Here is a 17,897-nt window from a genome sequence, read left to right on the forward strand (position 1 = left end):
CAATGGGTTCCTAGACAGCTCCCACCACACCGGAGGTCTTCGCCATGTTCAAGACCTGCCGAGTGTCAACAACGCTCGTGATCAATACACCTAGGGCCGGGGACCGGGACCAGCGCCGGCGCGCAGATCATTCCGGCACTCGCCGGACGACGGCCCCCTGGACCGGACCGGTTCCTCGGGCGCCCGCCTCCTGACATACGATCAGGAGCGCGGGACGTCGCGGTGAACGGGGGGCTGATGTTCAGGTTGCTGGTGTCGCAGACGGACCCGAGGGGCCTGCGGACGATCCTCGACGCGCTCGAGGTTCCCAGGCCTGCCGGCCCCGTCCTCATCGACGTCGCGCCGGGCCACTACCGGACCGAGGGGCTCCGCTGTTGGGGCACGGTCGCCATCAACGCGCTCGGCGGGCGCGGATCGGTCGTCATCGACGGGGCCGCCACGTACAACTTCCAGGTCGAAGGCCATATGACGCTGCGCGGCCTGGTCCTGCGCAACTGGCACGAGACGGGGCGGGCGCTGGCCGTGATGGGCGGCACGGCGGTGGTGGAGGACTGCGAGTTCCTCGCCAGGTCCGGCAACGCCGTCAGCGCCTGGGGCGGGTCCGAACTCTTCCTCCAGCGCAGCACCGTACGGGAGGGGGCCGTCGTCTACTCCGACGCCGCCGGCCTGATCGAGGGCAGCGAGGTCATCGGCTCCTCCCTCTGCGGCATCGCGCTGCGGGACGGCAGCCGGGTCAGTGTCCGCAACACCCGGGTACAGGGTGCCGCGGAACACGGCATCCTCGTGGCCTCGGGAGTGAACGCGCTGATCGAACAGTGCCGGGTCGAGGAGACCGGACAGGCGGGGATCCTGGTGCGGGAGCACGCGCAGGCCGCCATCCGGGCCAGCGAGATCCACCGTTCCACGCAGTGCGGCCTGGTGGTCCGCGACAGCGGGCAGGCCGATGTCCAGGACCTCCTCATCGCCGACCCGGCGGTCGACGGCGTCTGGTGCACGACCTCCGGCGCGCTGAACGCCGCCCGGATGACCGTCCGGGACGCCAAACGCCACGGAGCATCGGCGGACGAGCGGTCGACCGCCACCCTCACCGACTGCGAGGTCGTACGGGCCGGCGCGCACGGGATCCTGGCCGGAGACGGGGGCAAGACGGCCCTGGTCAGGGGACAGGTCTCGGAGTCCGACGTCGGGGCGGGCGTGACGGCCGACGGCTCCCTGATCATGGACGGAACCCGGGTGGCGCGCAGCGGCCGGATCGGCATTGCCGTCGACGCCGGGGCGCGGGTGGTGCTGCAGGGGTGCAGGATCACCGATACGGCCGGGCCGGGGATCGTCACCGCACAGGGCTCCCACGTCGAGATCCGGCAGCTGGTGGCGCAGGGCAACAGGGCCGAGGACCGCCTGGACGTCCCGCCCGTGGCGACGGCCGCCGGGCCGGCGCAGGCCCCGGCACCGTCGGCCGCGCCGCCCGCCCGGCCCGAGCCGGCACGGACCGGGTCCGCCCGGGAGGAGACGCCCGTGACGGCCGAGGCGGTGGACGGCCTCCTCGCCGAGCTGGACGCCATGGTCGGGCTGCGGGAGGTCAAGGACGAGATCCGCAAGCTGGTCAAGTTCCTGCGGGTCGCCGAACAGCGCCGGGCGGCGGGGCTGCCCGAAGGGCCGGTGATCGGCCGGCACATGGTGTTCTCGGGCTCCCCGGGTACCGGCAAGACCACCGTCGCGCGCGTCTACGGCCGGCTGCTGGCCGCGCTGGGCGTGGTCGCCGGCGGCCATTTCACCGAGGTCTCCCGCGCCGACCTGGTCGGATCGCACCTCGGCGAGACGACCGCGATGACCACCGCGGTCTTCAACAGGGCCCGCGGCGGAGTGCTGTTCATCGACGAGGCCTACGCCCTCTCCCGTCGGTTCGGCACCGGGACCGACTTCGGCCAGGAGGCGATCGACACGCTGGTCAAGCTGCTGGAGGACCACCGGGAGGAGGTGGTCGTCGTCTTCGCGGGCTACTCGGCCGAGATGCGCGAGTTCCTGTCCGCCAACCCGGGCCTGCAGTCGCGGATCTCCCGGACCATCGAGTTCGAGGACTACAGCCCGGACGAGCTGGTCGGCATCTTCGAACGACTGGCCGGGCAGTACGGCTTCCTGCTCGCCGAACCGACCCGGGCCGCGCTGGCGGCCCACTTCCGGCAGGCCCGGCGCACCGAGACCTTCGGCAACGGGCGGGAGGCCCGGCGGATCTTCGAGGCGGCCCTCGAACAGCAGGCGCTCAGGCTGGCCGACCGCGAGGACACCCCCTCACCCGGGGAACTGGTCCTGCTCCTGCCCGACGACCTGGACGGCGTCGTCGATCGCGGACTGGGCGCACGGTTCGCGGAGGCCAGGGATTCCGGGCAGCTGGACACGATCCTCGGCGAGCTCTCGGCCATGGTCGGGCTGGAGGGCATCAAGGCGGAGATCCGTGACCTGACCGACCTGATCGTCACCACGCGGCGGCGCCGCGAGGCCGGCCTCCCCGCCGACCCGATGCCGAGCCACCTGATCTTCTCCGGCCCGCCCGGCACCGGCAAGACCACCGTGGCCCGCCTCTACGGCTCCCTGCTCGCCGCCCTCGGCGTCCTGGCCCGTGGCCAGGTGGTCGAGGTGTCCCGCAGCGACCTGGTCGGCCGGTTCGTCGGGAGCACCGCGCTCCAGACCGCCGAGCAGTTCGAACGCGCCCGTGGCGGCGTCCTGTTCATCGACGAGGCGTACACGCTGTCCCGCCCGGGCGGGTCGGGAGCCGACTTCGGGCAGGAGGCGGTCGACACCCTGGTGAAGCTGATGGAGGACCACCGCGACGAGGTCGTCGTGATCGCCGCCGGCTACACCGACGAGATGACGGCCTTCCTCGACGTCAACCCCGGCCTGGCCTCCCGGTTCTCGGCCACCATCGCCTTCCCCGCCTACAGCCCGGAGGAACTGCTCGCCATCCTGGCCCACCACGCGGAGCGTTCCGGCTTCGAGACCCCGGACGCCACTCTCCAGGCGGTAGGCGCCCAGATCGCCGCCGACCCCGAGAGGTTCGCCCAAGGCAACGCCCGCGAGGTCAGAAAGTTCTTCGACGAGATCAAGAGCGCCCACGCCCGCCGCATCGCCGCCCTGGAACGCACCGGCCGCGAAGCGACCCTGGACGATCTCCGCGTCCTCCTCCCGGAGGACGCCGCCCGGTAGCGCGGGGCGGCCGACGGCTCAGCCGGACCGGCGTGCGGTGGCGGCGGGGGACGTCCCCGCCCGGGCCGCCGGCACGGAGCGGGTCCGGTGCTGCTGAACCTCCTCGCCTGCGGGTTTGTCCGATAACCCGAAGAAGTCGGGCTAAGATGCCACGGCACAAGCACCCTGCCCGTCGCGGCCTGCGGTTCCGTACGGGGCGTTTCGCCCAGCGCTTTGGAGAGTTCTCGCCGTGTTCGGACAGCGTTCCCGTTCCCGTGCCGCCGTGACCGGCGCCGCCGTTGTGGCCCTGGCCTTCGCGCTCGCGGGCTGCGGGAGTCACAAGGACGACAAGGGGAAGGGCAAGGGGACCCCGGCGGTGAAGGGCGGCCCGACCGCCCCCGCCGCCTCCCCGTCGGCCGCCGGGAAGGTGCAGATGCCGACCGGTCCGGCCGCCACCATGACCAAGGCCCGGGACACCGCCGTCGGCCCGGTCATGACGACCAGACTGGCCGGCCCGAAGTCCGGTGTGACCGGCCAGGTGTGGGTCTGGCTCCCTCCCGAGTACAACGACCCCAAGTACGCCAAGACCGGCTTTCCGGTGCTGACCCTGTTCGCGGGCGGTCAGAGCAACGGCTACAACACCTGGGCCGGCAGCGAGCTGCCGATCCAGGAGGAGGACGAGCGGCTGGCCAAGGCGGGCAAGGCCCACCCGTTCATCATGATCATGCCGGTGCAGAACTTCAGCGGCGACGAGAAGAAGGCGCTGGACTGTTCGGACATCCCCGGCCAGCCCAAGATGGCGACCTGGATGGCCCAGGACATCCCGGACTGGGTCCGCGCCAACTTCCGCACCCTGAAGGGCCGCGACAGCTGGGGCGTCATGGGCGCCTCCACGGGAGGGTTCTGCAGCGCCAAGCTCGCTCTGCAGTACCCGGACGTCTACAAGGCCGCGGTGCCGATCGACGGCTACTTCATCCCGGACTCGCGCCTGTGGCAGGGCCACAACGAGGAGAAGGCGGCCAACAGCCCCGACCAGCTGGTCACGCAGGGCAAGGCCGACGTGAAGATGCTGGTCACGGCCGGCGGTGCCGACGCCTACGAGAAGGGCGTGGTCAAGAGCTGGATGGCCAAGGCGGCCCCGCCGGTCACCCTGGAGTACTACGAGCAGCCCGGCGGCAAGCACCTGACCTCGGACTTCAAGAAGATGATCCCGGACGCCCTGCAGTGGCTGACCAAGAACCTGGCGGGCCCTGACCACGACTGACCTGCCGTTCAGGGCCCACGGACGATCACCGGACCGACAGCCGTGGGCGGACGCGGAGACCGCCGGCACGGACGTGGCGCAGGCCGTTGCGGCCTCGCCCGGACCGCCCGCCTCCACCGCGGCGAGGCGCGCGGTGCACCAGCTGGTCTTCTCCCGGTTCAGCCGGGAGAAGACCACGCACGGAGCCGGGCTCAGTTGACGTTGACGGCCTTCCAGGCGGCCGCCACCTGCTGGTACTCGGTGCCCGAGGCGCCGTAGAGGTCGGCCGTCGCCTTCAGGGTCGCGGTGCGCGCCCCCGCGTAGTTGGTCGTCGAGGTCATGTAGGTGGAGAGCGCCTTGTACCAGATCTTGTACGCCTTGGTGCGGCCGATCCCGGTGACGGTGGAGCCGTCGTAGGTCGGGGAGTCGTAGGACACCCCGTTGACCGTCTTGGCGCCGCTGCCCTCGGAGAGCAGGAAGAAGAAGTGGTTGGCGACACCGGAGGAGTTGTGGACGTCGAGCCGGCCCACGTTCTTCGACCAGTAGTCGGCGGATGCGCCGTCCTTGCTGGGCTTGTCCATGTAGCGCAGCGGGGTGCCGTTGCCGCGGATGTCGATCTTCTCGCCGATGAGGTAGTCGCCGGGGTCGGCGGTGTTGTTGGCGAAGAACTCCACGGAGGTGCCGAGGATGTCGCTGGTGGCCTCGTTGAGACCGCCCGACTCGCGGCTGTAGTTCAGCTTGGCGGTGGCGGCGGTCAGGCCGTGGCTCATCTCGTGGCCGGCGACGTCCAGGGAGGTGAGCGGCTTCTGGTTGTTCGCGCCGTCGCCGTAGGTCATGCAGAAGCAGCTGTCGGACCAGAACGCGTTGACGTAGGCGTTGCCGTAGTGGACGCGGGAGTACGCGGCCTTGCCGTCGCCGGCGATGCCGTTGCGGCCGAGCTCGGTCTTGTAGAAGTCCCAGGTGACGGCCGCGCCGTAGTGGGCGTCGACGGCGGCGGTCTGGCGGTTGGACGGGGTGCCGTCGCCCCACGCGTCGTCGGCGTCGGTGAAGAGGGTGCCGGTCGCGGTGGAGGAGGCGCCGTTCAGGTCGTAGGTCTTGTGGTCGCCGCGCGCCCCGTCGGTCAGGCTGTACGCGGACCCGCTCTGCGTGGTGCCGAGGGGGACGGTGCCGGAGTAACCGCTGGTGCCGGTCCCGGTGTCGATGGCCTCGTACGCGTAGAGCTCGGCGCCCGTCGCGGCGTCGGTGATGACGTGGCGCTCGCTGGGAGTGCCGTCGTGCTGGGTGCCGGTGACGACGGTCTCGTAGGCGAAGACCGGGTTGCCGGTGGCGGCCCACACGACCTGCCGGGCGCCGGCCGGGGCGGGCTTGAGGCCCCGGGCGGCGGCGGGGGCGATCTTGGCCTCGGTGCCCTTGGTCGTCTTGCGGCTGCCGTCCTTCTTCTGGTGGACCACCAGATCGCCGCCGAGGACGGGAAGTCCGGCGTACGTGCGCTCGTAGCGGGTGTGCACCGTGCCGTCGGCGTCCTTGACGACGTCCCGTGCGACGAGGCGCTCCTCGTCGGACAGGCCGATGGCGCGTGCGGTGCCGGCCGCCTCGCCCTGGGCGGCGGATATCGCCTGGGCGCGGTCGCCCGATGAAAGCGTCAGGGCGGTCGCGCCCGCCTCGCGTTCGGCCGCGGAGCTGACGGCGCCGCTCTGGGCGGCGATCGCGACCATCGCGGCGGAGGCGACGACGGCGGCGGTGCGCAGCATCCGGGTGCGGTTGCGAGAGGTGGGGGATGAGGACATGGAGTGGGTCACTCGCTCTCCTGGTGTCGTGGGGGACACCAGGGACCTTGCCAGAGGGCAGCCCCTCAATGACAGGTACGCAACAATTATTTGACCTGCTGTTATCCGGAGAGCGGAGATCGATGTCCGCTCAACGGCCGAAACCAGAGCATTCCGGCGCCCGTTGCGCGGCGGGCGCCGGAGATGCGGTCCTACTGGACGCCGGGAATCCGGCGGGCCTTGAACGCGGCCGTGACGGCGTCCGCGGCGCTCTGGCCGTACATGCTCCGGGCGGTGTCGACCGTGGCCAGCGCGGCCTCCCGGAAGCCGGTGTCCGGGGCGAAGCGGAACTGGGCGTTCACAATGATGCGGTCGGCGGTCCTGGCGCCGAGGGCGCCGCGGATGTCGAAGAGGGCGCGCGACCAGATCTCGCCGTCGGCGTGGACCTCCCCCACCCGGTCCTCGTAGACCTTCGTCCCGTCGATGCGGCGCAGGCAGTGCGGGGCGGCGCTGTACGGGACCGAGTCCCAGTCGGCGACGCACGCCCGGTCCGCCCCGCGGGGCCAGCCGTACGCGGCGGCGGCGTGGTCGCCGACCTCCACCGCCAGGTAGTCGCCGAAGGCCTCGCCGATCGCCCCGGCCTCCGGCGAGCTGCCGAAGCCGGGCACCTGGGCGTTGTGCACGGCGTGCCCGTACTCGTGGACGATGACCTCGGCGTCCTCGGCGTCGTCGACACCGCCCTTGCCGAAGCGGATCTCGGCCTTCTTGTCGGTGAAGAAGGAGTTGTCGGCGCCCCACTGGTTGATGCGGACCGGCTGGACGCGGTCGTTGGCGCCGGGCAGCTCGCTGCCGAAGCCGAGGCCCTGCAGGTACTCCTGCGCCTCGTTGACCCAGAAGTAGGCCATGACCTGTTCGAACTGCTCGTCGGAGCGGTCGTAGCGCGCGGCGTCCGCGACCGACGCGGGTGCCCCGGTCTCCGACCGCACGGACGCCCATCTGCCCGAAAGGCCCCCGCTGGAGTCGAGGTTGCGCAGGGCCGCGGTGGCGTAGGCCGAGGCGGGTATCGCCGCCGCGGAGTCCTTCGCGTCGGTGAGCGTCTGGTCGCCGGAGGACTGTACGGGGTTGACCATGAAGACGCGGCCCTGCGGAACGGCGCCGCCCGCCGGCCGGGGTGCGGTGGCCGAGGCGGGGACGGAGAGGCCGAGCAGTGCCACGGCGGCGGTGGCCGTCGCGATGAGTCCGCGGGGTGTGCGGGGCATGGACATCCTCCTGTGAGGGGCGCGGGGTGCGGGAGAAAGCGCTGTCGCGTGGTGCGGACGCGATCTTTGCCCACCCGCGGCGCCTTTGACCAGGCCCCAGGAGCACACCTGTCGTCCATTTTTCGGCAAGCACGAAGCCCGGCCCCGTTCCGCGCCGGTTTCACCGGAGCGGAACAGGGCCGGGCCCTGACCCCCGCGGACCTGCTACTGCTTGCCCTTGTCGACGACGAGGTCGGTGGTCCAGGCCTCGCCGGACTTCATCTCCTTGCCGTCGGCGTTGATGGGCGAGTAGACGCCGCCCACGGGCACCGTCTCGCCGGGCGCGGCGGACTGCAGGACGTCGCAGACCTCCGCGAGCGAGGTGACGGGACTGTCCTTCATGCTGGTGATCACGTCACCGGTACCCAGGTTGGCCTTGGCGGCAGGTGAGTTGGTCAGCGTGTACAGGACCACCATGCCGTCGACGTCCTTCAGCGCCTTCTGCGTCTGCGCCACCTTGGCGGCGTCCTCCTCGGGGAAGTAGCCGGCCAGGTCCGGGTTCTTCAGGTCCACCAGCTGCCAGCCGGGGTCGTTCTTCACGTCGCCGGCGGCCAACTGGTCGAGCAGCGGCCGGACGTGATCACTGCTGATGGCGTAGAACTGCCCCTGCACCCCGCCCCCTTCGAGGGAGAGCGTGTTGATCCCGATCACTTCCGCCCTGCCGTTCAGCAGCGGCCCCCCGGAGTTGCCCGGGTTGACGGTCGCCGAGTGCTGGATGGTCGAGGGATAGCGCGGCAGGGTCGGGTCCGGGGCGGAGTCCCTGACGTCCGGGTTCTGCACGGCACCGGTGGTGAACACGGGCTTCTGCGCACCCTGCGCCTCGATCGAGTCGGGGTAGCCGAGGGCGGTGACGTTGTCGGCGAACGCGACCTTCTCGCTGTCGCCGAACTTGACCTCCTTCAGGTCCGGTTGGGGATGGGAGAAGGTCAGCACGGCGAGGTCCTCGCACGGGTCGATCCCCAGCAGCCGGGCGGGTACGGGGGACCGGTCCTCCACGGCGACCCGCAGGGACGGCGCACCCTGCACCACGTGCGCGTTGGTGACGATGAGCCCCTTGTCCGCGTCGTAGATGACCCCGGTACCGGACGCGTAGTTCCCGATCACGTGCACCGTGGCCGGCGCGGCGCGTTCGTAGATGTCCTTGGGTGACAGATCGCCGGCGAACGCCACCCCACCGCTGCCGGCCGTGAGCACCACCATCGTGGCCATCGCCACGGCACCCCTGGTGCGTCCCCTCATGAGCCCGCCGCCTTTCTTGCTGCACGGACGACCCCTTTTCAGGCTAGCCCCGCACCCGGAAGGTGTCCTGCCGTAGCCGCGTCCGCCCGGCAGTGGGGATCAGCGGCCCGCCGTGATGTGATGGAGGCATGATCGATGAGTTCCTGGCCCATGGCCTGCCCGAGGTGGAAGAAGCCGTCCGCAAGGCCGCGGCGGTGGAGATCATGCCGCGGTTCCGGCAGCTCGCCGAGCACGAGGTGGACCAGAAGAGCGGTCCGCACGACCTCGTGACCGTCGCCGACCGGATGGCCGAGGAGCACCTCACCGCCTCGCTGACCCGGCTGCTGCCCGGCTCCGCCGTGGTCGGAGAGGAGGCCGTGCACGCCGACCCGAACGTCTACGGAGCGCTGCGCGCCGACGCCCCGGTGTGGATCGTCGACCCGGTCGACGGCACCCGGCAGTTCGTCAACGGCGAACCCGGCTTCTGCACCCTGGTGGCGCTCGCCCTGCGCGGCGAGATCCTCGCCTCCTGGACCTTCGCCCCGGTCCTGGAGGAGATGGCCACCGCCGTGCGCGGGCAGGGCGCGTACGTCAACGGCCGCCGGATCCACAGCGGTTCGCCCGAGCCCGGCGCGGAGCTGCGCGTGGCGACGGCCCATCCCCTGTACACCTCCGAGGAGGACCGCCGCGGCCTCGCCCGGCTCGACGTGCCCGGCGTCACCGCCCGGCCGTGCGGTTCGGCGGGCCTGGAGTACCTGAAGGTGGCGCGCGGGGAGATGGACGCGCTGGCCTTCACCTGGCCCTCCGCCTGGGACCACGCCGCCGGACTGCTGCTGGTCGCCGAGGCGGGCGGCGCGCAGAGCACCGTCGCGGGCGTCCCCTTCCGCGTGGACCAGGACAACGCCCTCCCGTTCGCCGTCGGCCGCGACGAGGCCACCGCGGTCCGGATCCGCGATCTGCTCCGGGGCGCGTGACCGCCGCAGCGGGCGGGTGCGGACGGGTGGACCCGGGGATCCCCCCGGACGGAGTCCGGGGGAGGGCCGGGCCCGGCCCTGATCCACACGACACCCCCTAGGGTGGAGGCAGTGGGCCGCCGCCGGACGAAGGAGCTGTTGTCAGTGCCGTCGATTCTTGACGCAGTCGTGGTGGGGGCGGGGCCCAACGGCCTGACGGCCGCGGTCGAACTGGCCCGCCGGGGCCACTCGGTGGCCGTGTTCGAGGCCGCCGGCGCGATCGGCGGCGGCGCCCGCACCGAGGAGCTGACCCTCCCCGGCTTCCGCCACGACCCCTGCTCCGCGGTGCACCCGCTCGGCGTCGGCTCGCCGGTGTTCAAGACGATGCCACTGAAGCGGTACGGGCTGGAGTGGCTGCACGCTCCGCTGCCCATGGCGCACCCCTTCGACGACGGCACGGCCGCCGTCCTCTCCCGTTCCGTGGCGGAGACGGCGGCCTCCCTCGGACCCCGCGACGCGGGCGCGTACCGGCGGCTGGTGGAGCCGTTCCTCGGCAAATGGGACACCCTCGCCCGGGACTTCATGTCCCTGCCCAGCACCGCCCTGCCCCGCGACCCCCTCACCCTGGCCCGCTTCGGCCTCACCGGACTGCCGCCCTCCACCTGGCTGCTGCGCCGCTTCCGCGACGACCGCGCCCGCGCCCTGTTCGCCGGGCTCGTCGCGCACGTGATCGCCCCGCTGAACGGGATCGCCACCGGGGCCGTCGGACTGGTCTTCGCCCTCGCCGCGCACGCAGGCGGCTGGCCGATGCCGCGCGGCGGTTCGCAGTCCGTCTCCGACGCCCTCGCCGGCTACCTGGCCGACCTCGGCGGCACCGTCCACACCGGCTTCGAGGTCAAGCGGCTCGACGACCTGCCCCCGGCCCGCGCGTACGTCTTCGACACCTCGCCGACCGCGCTGGCCCGCATCGCCCGTCTCGGCCGCGCCTACGACGGCTACAGGTACGGTGCGTCCGTCTTCAAGCTGGACTACGCCCTGGACGGCCCCGTCCCCTGGACCGCCGAGGCCCCCCGCCGGGCCGGCACCGTCCAGATCGGCCCGGGCAGCCGGGACATCGACGCCGCCCTCCAACTGGCCTCCGGCGGCCGGGCCCCGCGCAACCCCTTCCTCATCACCGCCCAGCCCAGCCTGGTCGACCCCGGCCGGGCGCCCGAGGGCAAGCACGTCTTCTGGGCGTACGGCCACGTCCCCGCGGGCTGGGACGGCGACCTCACCGAAGCCGTCGAACGCCGGCTGGAGCGCTTCGCCCCCGGCTTCCGGGACCTGGTCCTGGCCCGCGCCACGGCCGGCCCGCCGCAGCTCGCGGCACGCAACCCCAACTACGTCGGCGGGGACATCGCCTGCGGCGCGGCCTCCGGCCTCCAGCTGCTGCTCCGCCCCAAACTCACCCTGTCCCCGTACACCACCGCCCACCCCGCGGTGTTCCTCTGCTCCTCGGCGACCCCGCCGGGTCCGGGCGTCCACGGCATGTCCGGCCACAACGCCGCCAAGGCGGTCTGGCGGCACCTGCGAAAGGCGAACTGATGGTCCGCATCACCCTCGTCCAGGGCGACATCACGGCCGAGAAGGCCGACGCGATCGTCAACGCCGCCAACTCCTCCCTGCTCGGCGGCGGGGGAGTGGACGGCGCCATCCACCGCCGCGGCGGCCCCGAGATCCTCGCCGCCTGCGAGGACCTGCGCCGCTCCCACTACGGCAAGGGGCTCCCCACCGGCCGGGCGGTCGCCACCACGGCCGGCCGGCTGGCCGCCGGGCACGTCATCCACACCGTCGGCCCCGTCTGGTCGCGCGAGGAGGACCGCTCGCACCTGCTGGCGTCCTGCTACCGCGAATCCCTGCGCGTGGCCGACGAGCTGGGGGCGCGTACGGTCGCCTTCCCGGCGATCTCCACCGGGATCTACGGCTGGCCGATGGACGACGGCGCCCGCATCGCGATCGAGACCGTCCGGGCCGCCCGCACCTCGGTGGAGGAGGTCCGCTTCGTCCTCTTCGACGCCGCCGCCCACGCGGCGTTCGAATCCGCCCTGGACGCCGCTTAGGGAGTGCGCGTCCCGCCCCCCGGGGTGGGGCGCGGATAGGTGCGGGACTGCTTGACGCTGCCGTACGCGAAGCTGGACTCGATCGACGCGATGCCGGGGATGGCGTGGATGCGGTGGCGCACGAGGGACTCGTACGCCTCCAGGTCCTCGATGACCACCCGGAGCAGGTAGTCGCTGCTGCCCGCCATCAGGTAGCAGTCCTGGATGTGCTCGATGACCGCGACGTGCTCCTCGAAGAGGGCGACCGCCTCCGCCGTGTGCCGTTCCAGGCGGATGCGTACGAAGACGGTGATCGGGAGCCCGAAGGACACCTGGTCCACCACGGCCGTGTAGCCGCGGATCAGCCCCGCCTCCTCCAGCCGGCGGACCCGGCGCAGGCACGGGGAGGGGGAGAGGCGGACCCGGTCCGCCAGGTCCTGGTTGGAGAGCCGGCCGTCGGCCTGCAACTCCCGGATGATCTGCAGATCGACCGCGTCCACGACTGCTCCCGAGGGCTTTCCCGGGGGTTCCGGGGGGCTTCTCCGCCGTTTCTTGGCAGATCCTGCCCCAAACGTATGTCCGAGCGACAGAACTGGCAATCGGCTGCCCCGGCAAAAGCCCTAACGTTGCCCGCGAACGGGCCGGACCGGCCCGCTCTCACAGGCTGGAGCAGATTCCTTGGTCGCGACCAACACCACCGGCGCGGCCGCGCCTCACGACACGGCGGTCCCGCCGGCCGGAAACCCCGTCCGGCGCGGACCGTCACCGCAGGCCCGCGGCATGGCCGCGCTGCTGGTGACCGTGGCGATCTGGGCGGCCTTCGCCCTCAGCGCCCGGGGCCTGAGCGCCTCCACCCTCCTGCCCGCCGACGCGGCCCTGCTGCGCTTCGGCGTCCCGCTGCTCGTCCTGCTGCCGGCCCTGTGGCGGCGCAGGCGCCGCATCGCCGCCGTGAAGCCGGGCGCCGCGATCAAGATCGTCTGCGGGGCGGGGGTGCCGTTCTTCCTCGCCGCCATGCACGGCGGATCCCTGACCTCGGCGGCCTTCGTCGGCTCGATCGTCCCCGGCATGGTCCCGCTCTTCGTCGCAGCGCTGATGGCCGCCCGCGGCCACGGACTGCCCAGGGGCACCCAGGTCGCCGGGCTCGCGCTGATCGCGGCCGGGGTGGGCGCCCTCGTCTGGCGCTACGTCGTCCCCGTCGACACCGACGTCCTGGAGGGCGCCGGCACCCTCCTGGTGGCCAGCGGCCTGTGGGCCCTCTACACGGTCGGGCTGCGGGACGTGGACCTCGACCCCGTCGGGTCGATCGGCCTGCTGTGCCTGCCCTCCTTCGCCGTGATCGGGCTGCTGGTCCTGACCGGGGGGCTCCCGACGGGCCTCGCGCACGCGACGGGCGGCGACATCGTCACGTTCCTCGTGGTGCAGGGCCTCGGGGTCGGGCTGTGCGCGGGGCTGCTCTACGCCTACGCCATCCGCAGCCTCGGCGCCGAGCGCAGCTCCGTCGTCGGCAGCCTCAGCCCCGTCGCCGTCGTCCTCCTCGCCATCCCCGTCCTCGGCGAGTCCCCGACCCCGGCCGTGCTGATCGGCGTACCGCTGATCACCGCCGGCGTCGTGCTCGCCAACCGCCGCCGCACCCCCGTCCGTCCCGCCGCCGTCCGTCCCGCCCCCCGCCCCGAGGTTCCCGCAGATGCTTGAGCTCCTTGCCCCGCCGCCCACCGACCCGCTGTGGGACCTGACGTACGAGTTCGGCACCGACGAGCGGGCCGAGCGGCTCAACCTGGTCCTCGGCGTCTACCGCGACCACACCGGCCGCACCCCGGTGATGGCCGCCGTCCGCGAGGCCGAGATACGCCTCGCCGAGCGCTCCGAGTCCAAGGAGTACCGCGGGCTCTCCGGCAACGCGGCCTTCAACCGGGCCCTGCTGGACCTGGTGCTCGGTCCGCAGGGGCCCTCCGACCGGGCCGCGGCCGTACAGACCGTCGCCGGCTCCGGGGCGCTGCGGCTGCTGGCCGACCTGATCTGCCGGACCCGCCCGGGCACCACGGTGTGGATCAGCGACCCCGCCTACGTCAACCACCGCCCGATCCTGGAGGCCGCCGGCCTGGAGGTCCGCACCTTCGGCTGGTGCGACGCCGAGGGCGGATTCGACGCCGCGGGGGTCCTGCGCGACCTGGCCGGGGCGCGCCGCGACGACGTCGTCCTGCTCCAGGGGTGCTGCCACAACCCGACCGGCGCCGACCCGGAGCCCGAGGACTGGGCGGCGCTGGCGGAGCTGGCCGCCCGGGACGGCTGGGTCCCGTTCGTCGACCTCGCCTACCACGGGCTCGGCGACGGTCTGGAGGCCGACCTGGCGGCCACGCGCCTGCTGGCCGAGCGGGTCCCGGAGATGCTGATCGCCGTGAGCTGCTCCAAGAACTTCGGCCTCTACAGCGACCGCACCGGCTGCGCCATCGTCCTCGGCGCGTCGGCCCGGGCGGTGCGGCACGCCGAGACGGCCCTGCAGAACGCCGCCCGGACCCTGTACTCCATGCCGCCCGAGCACGGCGCCGCCGTCGTCACCACGGTCCTGGAAGACGCGGGGCTGCGGGACCTGTGGCGCGCGGAGCTGGACGTGATGCGCGGCCGCATCGAGGCCAACCGGACGGACCTGACCGCACGCCTGACCGCCATGGGGTGGCAGGCGCAGGCGCGCTCGCTCGCGCGCCAGCGCGGGATGTTCTCGATGCTGCCGCTGACGGCGCAGGAGATGCTCCGGCTGCGCCGGGAGTACGCGATCTACGGGACCACCGCCGGGCGCATCAACATCGCGGGCATCCCGGCCGACCGGGTCCCCTGCCTCGCGCGGGGCATCGCGGGAGTGCTGGCGGGCCGCTGACGGCCGACTCGGCAGGGGCAGCAGGCAGCAGGCACACACCAGGCGCCAGGCAGCAGGGCCGGGGCCCGGGGTCGGAGAGCAGCGCCGGGGGCGCGCGGAGCGGGGGAACGCGGAAGTGAGGGAACGCGGTCCCCGCTCCGCGGGCTCCCCGGACGTGACAGTCCCCGGCGGTCCCGCAGGTGCCATGAGCCATCCGCCGTCGCCGATGGCTCCCGTGGCTCCGCGAGAACGGCCGGGGGCCTGGCCAGAGCCTGGACAAGGGTCACGCGGGCCTCGGGACGTCTCCCGAGGGAGGTGCGGCTCTTTCCGGTATTCCGGTGTATCACCGATTTTCCTCCGCGTCATCCCATAGTCAAGGGAAATCGGCAGGCGAAATTCCGGACCGAATGGCCGGATAGAACTGGCCCTGAGCAGGGCCGAGTTGGGGTGTGGCATCATGGCCGCATTGTCCGACCGCTGGGTTCGCCGGAGGACTGAGGGATGAAGTTACCGGGCTCCGCGTTACCGGCGTCGGAGGACAGGCGGCTCAGGCGCCGTCTCAAGAAGGTCCGCCACACCTGCGAGGGTCTGCTCGCCGAGTGGGGCATGGAGCACGGCTGCGGCATCGACGAACTGCACGCATATCTCAGCGAGCAGCGCGGGCGGCCCATCCATTTGATTCCGACGGCCTTCCCCGAACGGCATCTCTTCGGCATATGGCTGAAAACCGATGACTTCGACATCATCGCCTTCGAGAAGGCCGCTTCGGCGTCGCACAAGGAACACATCATTGCCCACGAGCTCGCCCACATCGCCTTCGACCACAACGGATCCGTACAGCTGGACCAGCTCGGCGGCGCGGTGGGCGGAGACATGTCCGGGAGTCCGGCGCCCGCCGCCGCCGGCCCCGCCGCCGGCGGCGGGGCCGGCGGGCTGTTCTCGGACGTCGACCCCGAGGCGGTCCGCGGCGTCCTCATGCGCTCCCGCTACAGCGACGACGAGGAGCAGGAGGCCGAGACCATGGCCTCGCTGATCCTGGCGCGCGCCACCAAGCGCTGGACCGAGCGGGCCTGGGGCGTACCGGACGAGGCCGCCGAGATCGTGGCCCGCATCGAGAGCGGGCTCGGCCGGCCCGACCAGGGGCCCGCGTGATCTACACCGTCCTCGCGTGGGTCTGCGCCTTCGTGGGCCTCGCGGCCTTCGCCTACCGTCTTCCGGACCTGCTGCGCCGCAGGAACGACATCGCCCTGTGGGCGCTGTGCACCTACTTCCTGTGCTCCGGTATCAGCTTCCTGGTCGACCTGGACCAGCTCCGCCTGCACATCTCCGCCTTCTTCGGCCTGCCGAACATCACCTCGCTGATCACCCAGGTCGCCGTGGTCGTGCTGACGGCCGCCCAGCAGGTCGTCCTCGTGTACTGGTCCTCGCCGCCCGCCGAGGCCCGGCGCATGGCGCGCCACCGCGTCCTGTTCTTCGCCGCGGCCCTCGCCGTCCTGGTCGTGGCGTCCTTCGCCGTCGGCCCGGTGGCGCACTCGGAGACGGCCACCTCCACGATCCTGCTCAGCATCCAGCACGGCAGCTACGCCCTCTACATGTCCTTCTACCTGCTGATCTGCGCCATCGGGCAGTTCGAGACGGTCCGGCTGTCGCTGCGCTTCACGACGATGGCCAACCGGCAGTGGCTGAAGGTCGGCATGCGCACCGTCACCGTCGGCGCCAGCATGATCCTCGTCTACTGCGTCACCCGGAGCATCCAGATCGCCGGTACCCGCCTGGACTTCGACGCGGCCGTGCTGGACCCGGTCCAGTGGACCTGCGGCAGCGTCGGCGCCCTCCTCCAGATCGCCGGCTGGACCATCCCCTCCTGGGGCATCCGCATCACCCGCGCCCGCGGCTGGGCCCGCAGCTACGCCTCCTACCGCCGGCTGCGGCCCCTGTGGTGGGCGCTGTACGAGGCCTCCCCGGACATCGCCCTGGACCCGCCCCGCTCCTGGCTGCGCGACCTGGTGCCGCCCCGGGACCCGCACTACCGCCTCTACCGGCGCGTCATCGAGATACGCGACGGCCAGCTGATCCTGCGCACCTCCCTCTCCCTGGAGGACTTCGTCCGGGTGGCCCGCTCCCTGGGCCTCCCCGAGGACCCCACCTCACCCCTGGGCGAGGCGCTCCAGGTGCGCGCCGTGCTCAGCCGCCCGGCACGGGAGCGGGCGGAGCGGGCCGAGCGGTCCGAAGTCTCCGACATCCCCGCGCGGCCCCCCTACCAGGACTTCCGCGACGAGGTGGACTGGCTCAGCAAGGTGGCCTCCTCCTTCGACGACCTCGGCCAGCGCAGCGCCGGCCCGGTCGACGCCGGCCTGCTGTCATGACGGCGCCGGCCGCCCCGCCCGGGGGAGCCGAGGAGCAGGAGGCGGCGCTCCGGCTGGCCGTGCGCACCATCGGCCGCCTGGTGGCCCTGGACGCCGGGCACGGCGCGCGGGCCGCCGTGCCCGCCGTACGGGAGGCCGTGCGGCGGATCCCGGAACTGGCCGCCGACCCCCGGGCCCTGCGCGCGTACGGCCCGGACCGGCTCGCGGCCCTCGCCGAGCTGAGCGAGGTCATCGGCTGGATCCTCTTCGACGCGGGACGCTACCGGGGGGCCCGCCGGATGAACGCGCGGGCGCTGGCCCTGGCGGAGCTCTGCGGCGACCGCTGGACGGCGAGGCTGGTCCTGCTGAACCACAGCATGCTCACCACCCACACCGGGCGGCCGCGCGCCGCCCTGGCGGCGGCCGCCCGGGTGAGCGGGCCCCGGCCGCTCCCCGCCCGCGTCGACGGCCTCGTACTGATCCGGCAGGCCCACGCGACGGCCCTGCTCGGGGCCCGAGAGGAGCCCCTGGAACTGATCGCCCGGGCCCGCGGCCGCTTCCTCGACGGGGTATCCCGCCGGGACCCGCACTGGGCCTGGTGGATCGACGAGGCCGAACTGCTGGGCCACGAGGGCTGGGTCCAGGCCAGGCTGCGCCGCTGGGAGCGGGCCATCCCGCTGCTGCACCGGGCGGCCACCGCCCCGGGCCCCTCCTACCGGCACCTGTTCACCGCGGAGCTGCTCTCGGCCCTGGCCGGGGCCGGGGCCTGGCGCGAGGCGGAGGAGCTGATCGCGCGGGTCGCACCGGCAGCCGCCGCCATCGGCTCGGTACGCGCCACCGAGACCCTCCGCCGGACGGCGGCGGCCCTGCGTCGGGACGCGGCCGCCCCGGCCCCGCTGCGGGACGCGGCGGCCTTCCTGCGGGAATCGCTGCCCGCCTAGACCTCCCGGGCCGGCACCGGGTCC

The 17,897-nt window shown here is 72.7% G+C and carries 14 protein-coding genes; 10 read left to right on the forward strand and 4 right to left on the reverse strand.

The genetic code is table 11. The features are described from left to right. The first annotated feature begins 237 nt into the window (after positions 1-237). Both ACZ518_RS24545 and ACZ518_RS24550 read left to right on the forward strand, forming a co-directional pair. Positions 238-3,201: an AAA family ATPase gene (locus tag ACZ518_RS24545; RefSeq protein ID WP_469115146.1), complete on the forward strand. Its 2,964-nt coding sequence runs from the start codon at positions 238-240 to the stop codon at positions 3,199-3,201. 262 nt (positions 3,202-3,463) lie between these two features. Continuing rightward, positions 3,464-4,444, forward strand: a complete 981-nt coding sequence (locus ACZ518_RS24550) for an alpha/beta hydrolase (RefSeq protein ID WP_469115147.1) — start codon at positions 3,464-3,466, stop codon at positions 4,442-4,444. A 191-nt stretch (positions 4,445-4,635) separates the two neighbouring features. Here the strand turns inward: ACZ518_RS24550 and ACZ518_RS24555 are convergent, their stop codons facing one another. The 3 genes from ACZ518_RS24555 to ACZ518_RS24565 form a co-directional block, all read right to left on the reverse strand. Continuing rightward, a complete protein-coding gene (locus tag ACZ518_RS24555; RefSeq protein ID WP_469115438.1) occupies positions 4,636-6,210 on the reverse strand; it encodes a M4 family metallopeptidase in 1,575 nt (524 codons plus the stop codon). Between the two features lie 191 nt (positions 6,211-6,401). Continuing rightward, complete coding sequence (locus ACZ518_RS24560; RefSeq protein WP_469115148.1) at positions 6,402-7,448, reverse strand: M4 family metallopeptidase; 1,047 nt, start codon at positions 7,446-7,448, stop codon at positions 6,402-6,404. Positions 7,449-7,652: 204 nt separating this feature from the next. Continuing rightward, a complete protein-coding gene (locus tag ACZ518_RS24565; protein WP_469115149.1) occupies positions 7,653-8,726 on the reverse strand; it encodes a S1C family serine protease in 1,074 nt (357 codons plus the stop codon). A gap of 128 nt (positions 8,727-8,854) precedes the next feature. On the opposite strand from ACZ518_RS24565, the gene ACZ518_RS24570 reads away from it, so the two are divergent. The 3 genes from ACZ518_RS24570 (at position 8,855) to ACZ518_RS24580 (ending at position 11,757) form a co-directional block, all read left to right on the forward strand. Beyond that, positions 8,855-9,679 carry an inositol monophosphatase family protein gene (locus tag ACZ518_RS24570; protein ID WP_469115150.1) on the forward strand — a complete coding sequence of 275 codons (825 nt, stop codon included), beginning with the start codon at positions 8,855-8,857 and terminating at the stop codon, positions 9,677-9,679. Positions 9,680-9,817: 138 nt separating this feature from the next. Continuing rightward, positions 9,818-11,242 (forward strand): phytoene desaturase family protein, encoded by a 1,425-nt coding sequence (locus ACZ518_RS24575; protein ID WP_469115151.1) that lies wholly within the window; start codon positions 9,818-9,820, stop codon positions 11,240-11,242. Next, the gene (locus ACZ518_RS24580) at positions 11,242-11,757 is read left to right on the forward strand and encodes an O-acetyl-ADP-ribose deacetylase (protein ID WP_469115152.1); all 516 of its coding nucleotides are present in this window, start codon (positions 11,242-11,244) and stop codon (positions 11,755-11,757) included. Before ACZ518_RS24575 ends, ACZ518_RS24580 begins: the two co-directional genes overlap by 1 nt. Here the strand turns inward: ACZ518_RS24580 and ACZ518_RS24585 are convergent. Next, the gene (locus ACZ518_RS24585) at positions 11,754-12,236 is read right to left on the reverse strand and encodes an Lrp/AsnC family transcriptional regulator (RefSeq protein ID WP_469115153.1); all 483 of its coding nucleotides are present in this window, start codon (positions 12,234-12,236) and stop codon (positions 11,754-11,756) included. The two genes, ACZ518_RS24580 and ACZ518_RS24585, sit on opposite strands and share 4 nt — an antisense overlap. A gap of 178 nt (positions 12,237-12,414) precedes the next feature. Here ACZ518_RS24585 and ACZ518_RS24590 point away from each other — a divergent pair, with 178 nt between their 5' ends. From ACZ518_RS24590 to ACZ518_RS24610, 5 genes are all read left to right on the forward strand, one after another. After that, entirely contained in the window at positions 12,415-13,428 is a 1,014-nt protein-coding gene (locus ACZ518_RS24590) for a DMT family transporter (protein ID WP_469115154.1), read from the forward strand. Then, on the forward strand, positions 13,421-14,608 hold the full coding sequence (locus ACZ518_RS24595) for an amino acid aminotransferase (RefSeq protein WP_469115155.1): 1,188 nt from the start codon (positions 13,421-13,423) through the stop codon (positions 14,606-14,608). Before ACZ518_RS24590 ends, ACZ518_RS24595 begins: the two co-directional genes overlap by 8 nt. Positions 14,609-15,088: 480 nt before the next feature. Beyond that, positions 15,089-15,739 (forward strand): hypothetical protein, encoded by a 651-nt coding sequence (locus ACZ518_RS24600; RefSeq protein ID WP_469115156.1) that lies wholly within the window; start codon positions 15,089-15,091, stop codon positions 15,737-15,739. Next, positions 15,736-16,953, forward strand: a complete 1,218-nt coding sequence (locus ACZ518_RS24605; protein ID WP_469115157.1) for an MAB_1171c family putative transporter — start codon at positions 15,736-15,738, stop codon at positions 16,951-16,953. Before ACZ518_RS24600 ends, ACZ518_RS24605 begins: the two co-directional genes overlap by 4 nt. Next, complete coding sequence (locus ACZ518_RS24610) at positions 16,950-17,873, forward strand: DNA-binding protein (RefSeq protein WP_469115158.1); 924 nt, start codon at positions 16,950-16,952, stop codon at positions 17,871-17,873. The genes ACZ518_RS24605 and ACZ518_RS24610 overlap by 4 nt, the downstream gene beginning before the upstream one ends. The last annotated feature ends 24 nt before the right edge of the window (positions 17,874-17,897 follow it).

The sequence above is a fragment of the Streptomyces sp. NPDC033966 genome, assembly GCF_055575955.1.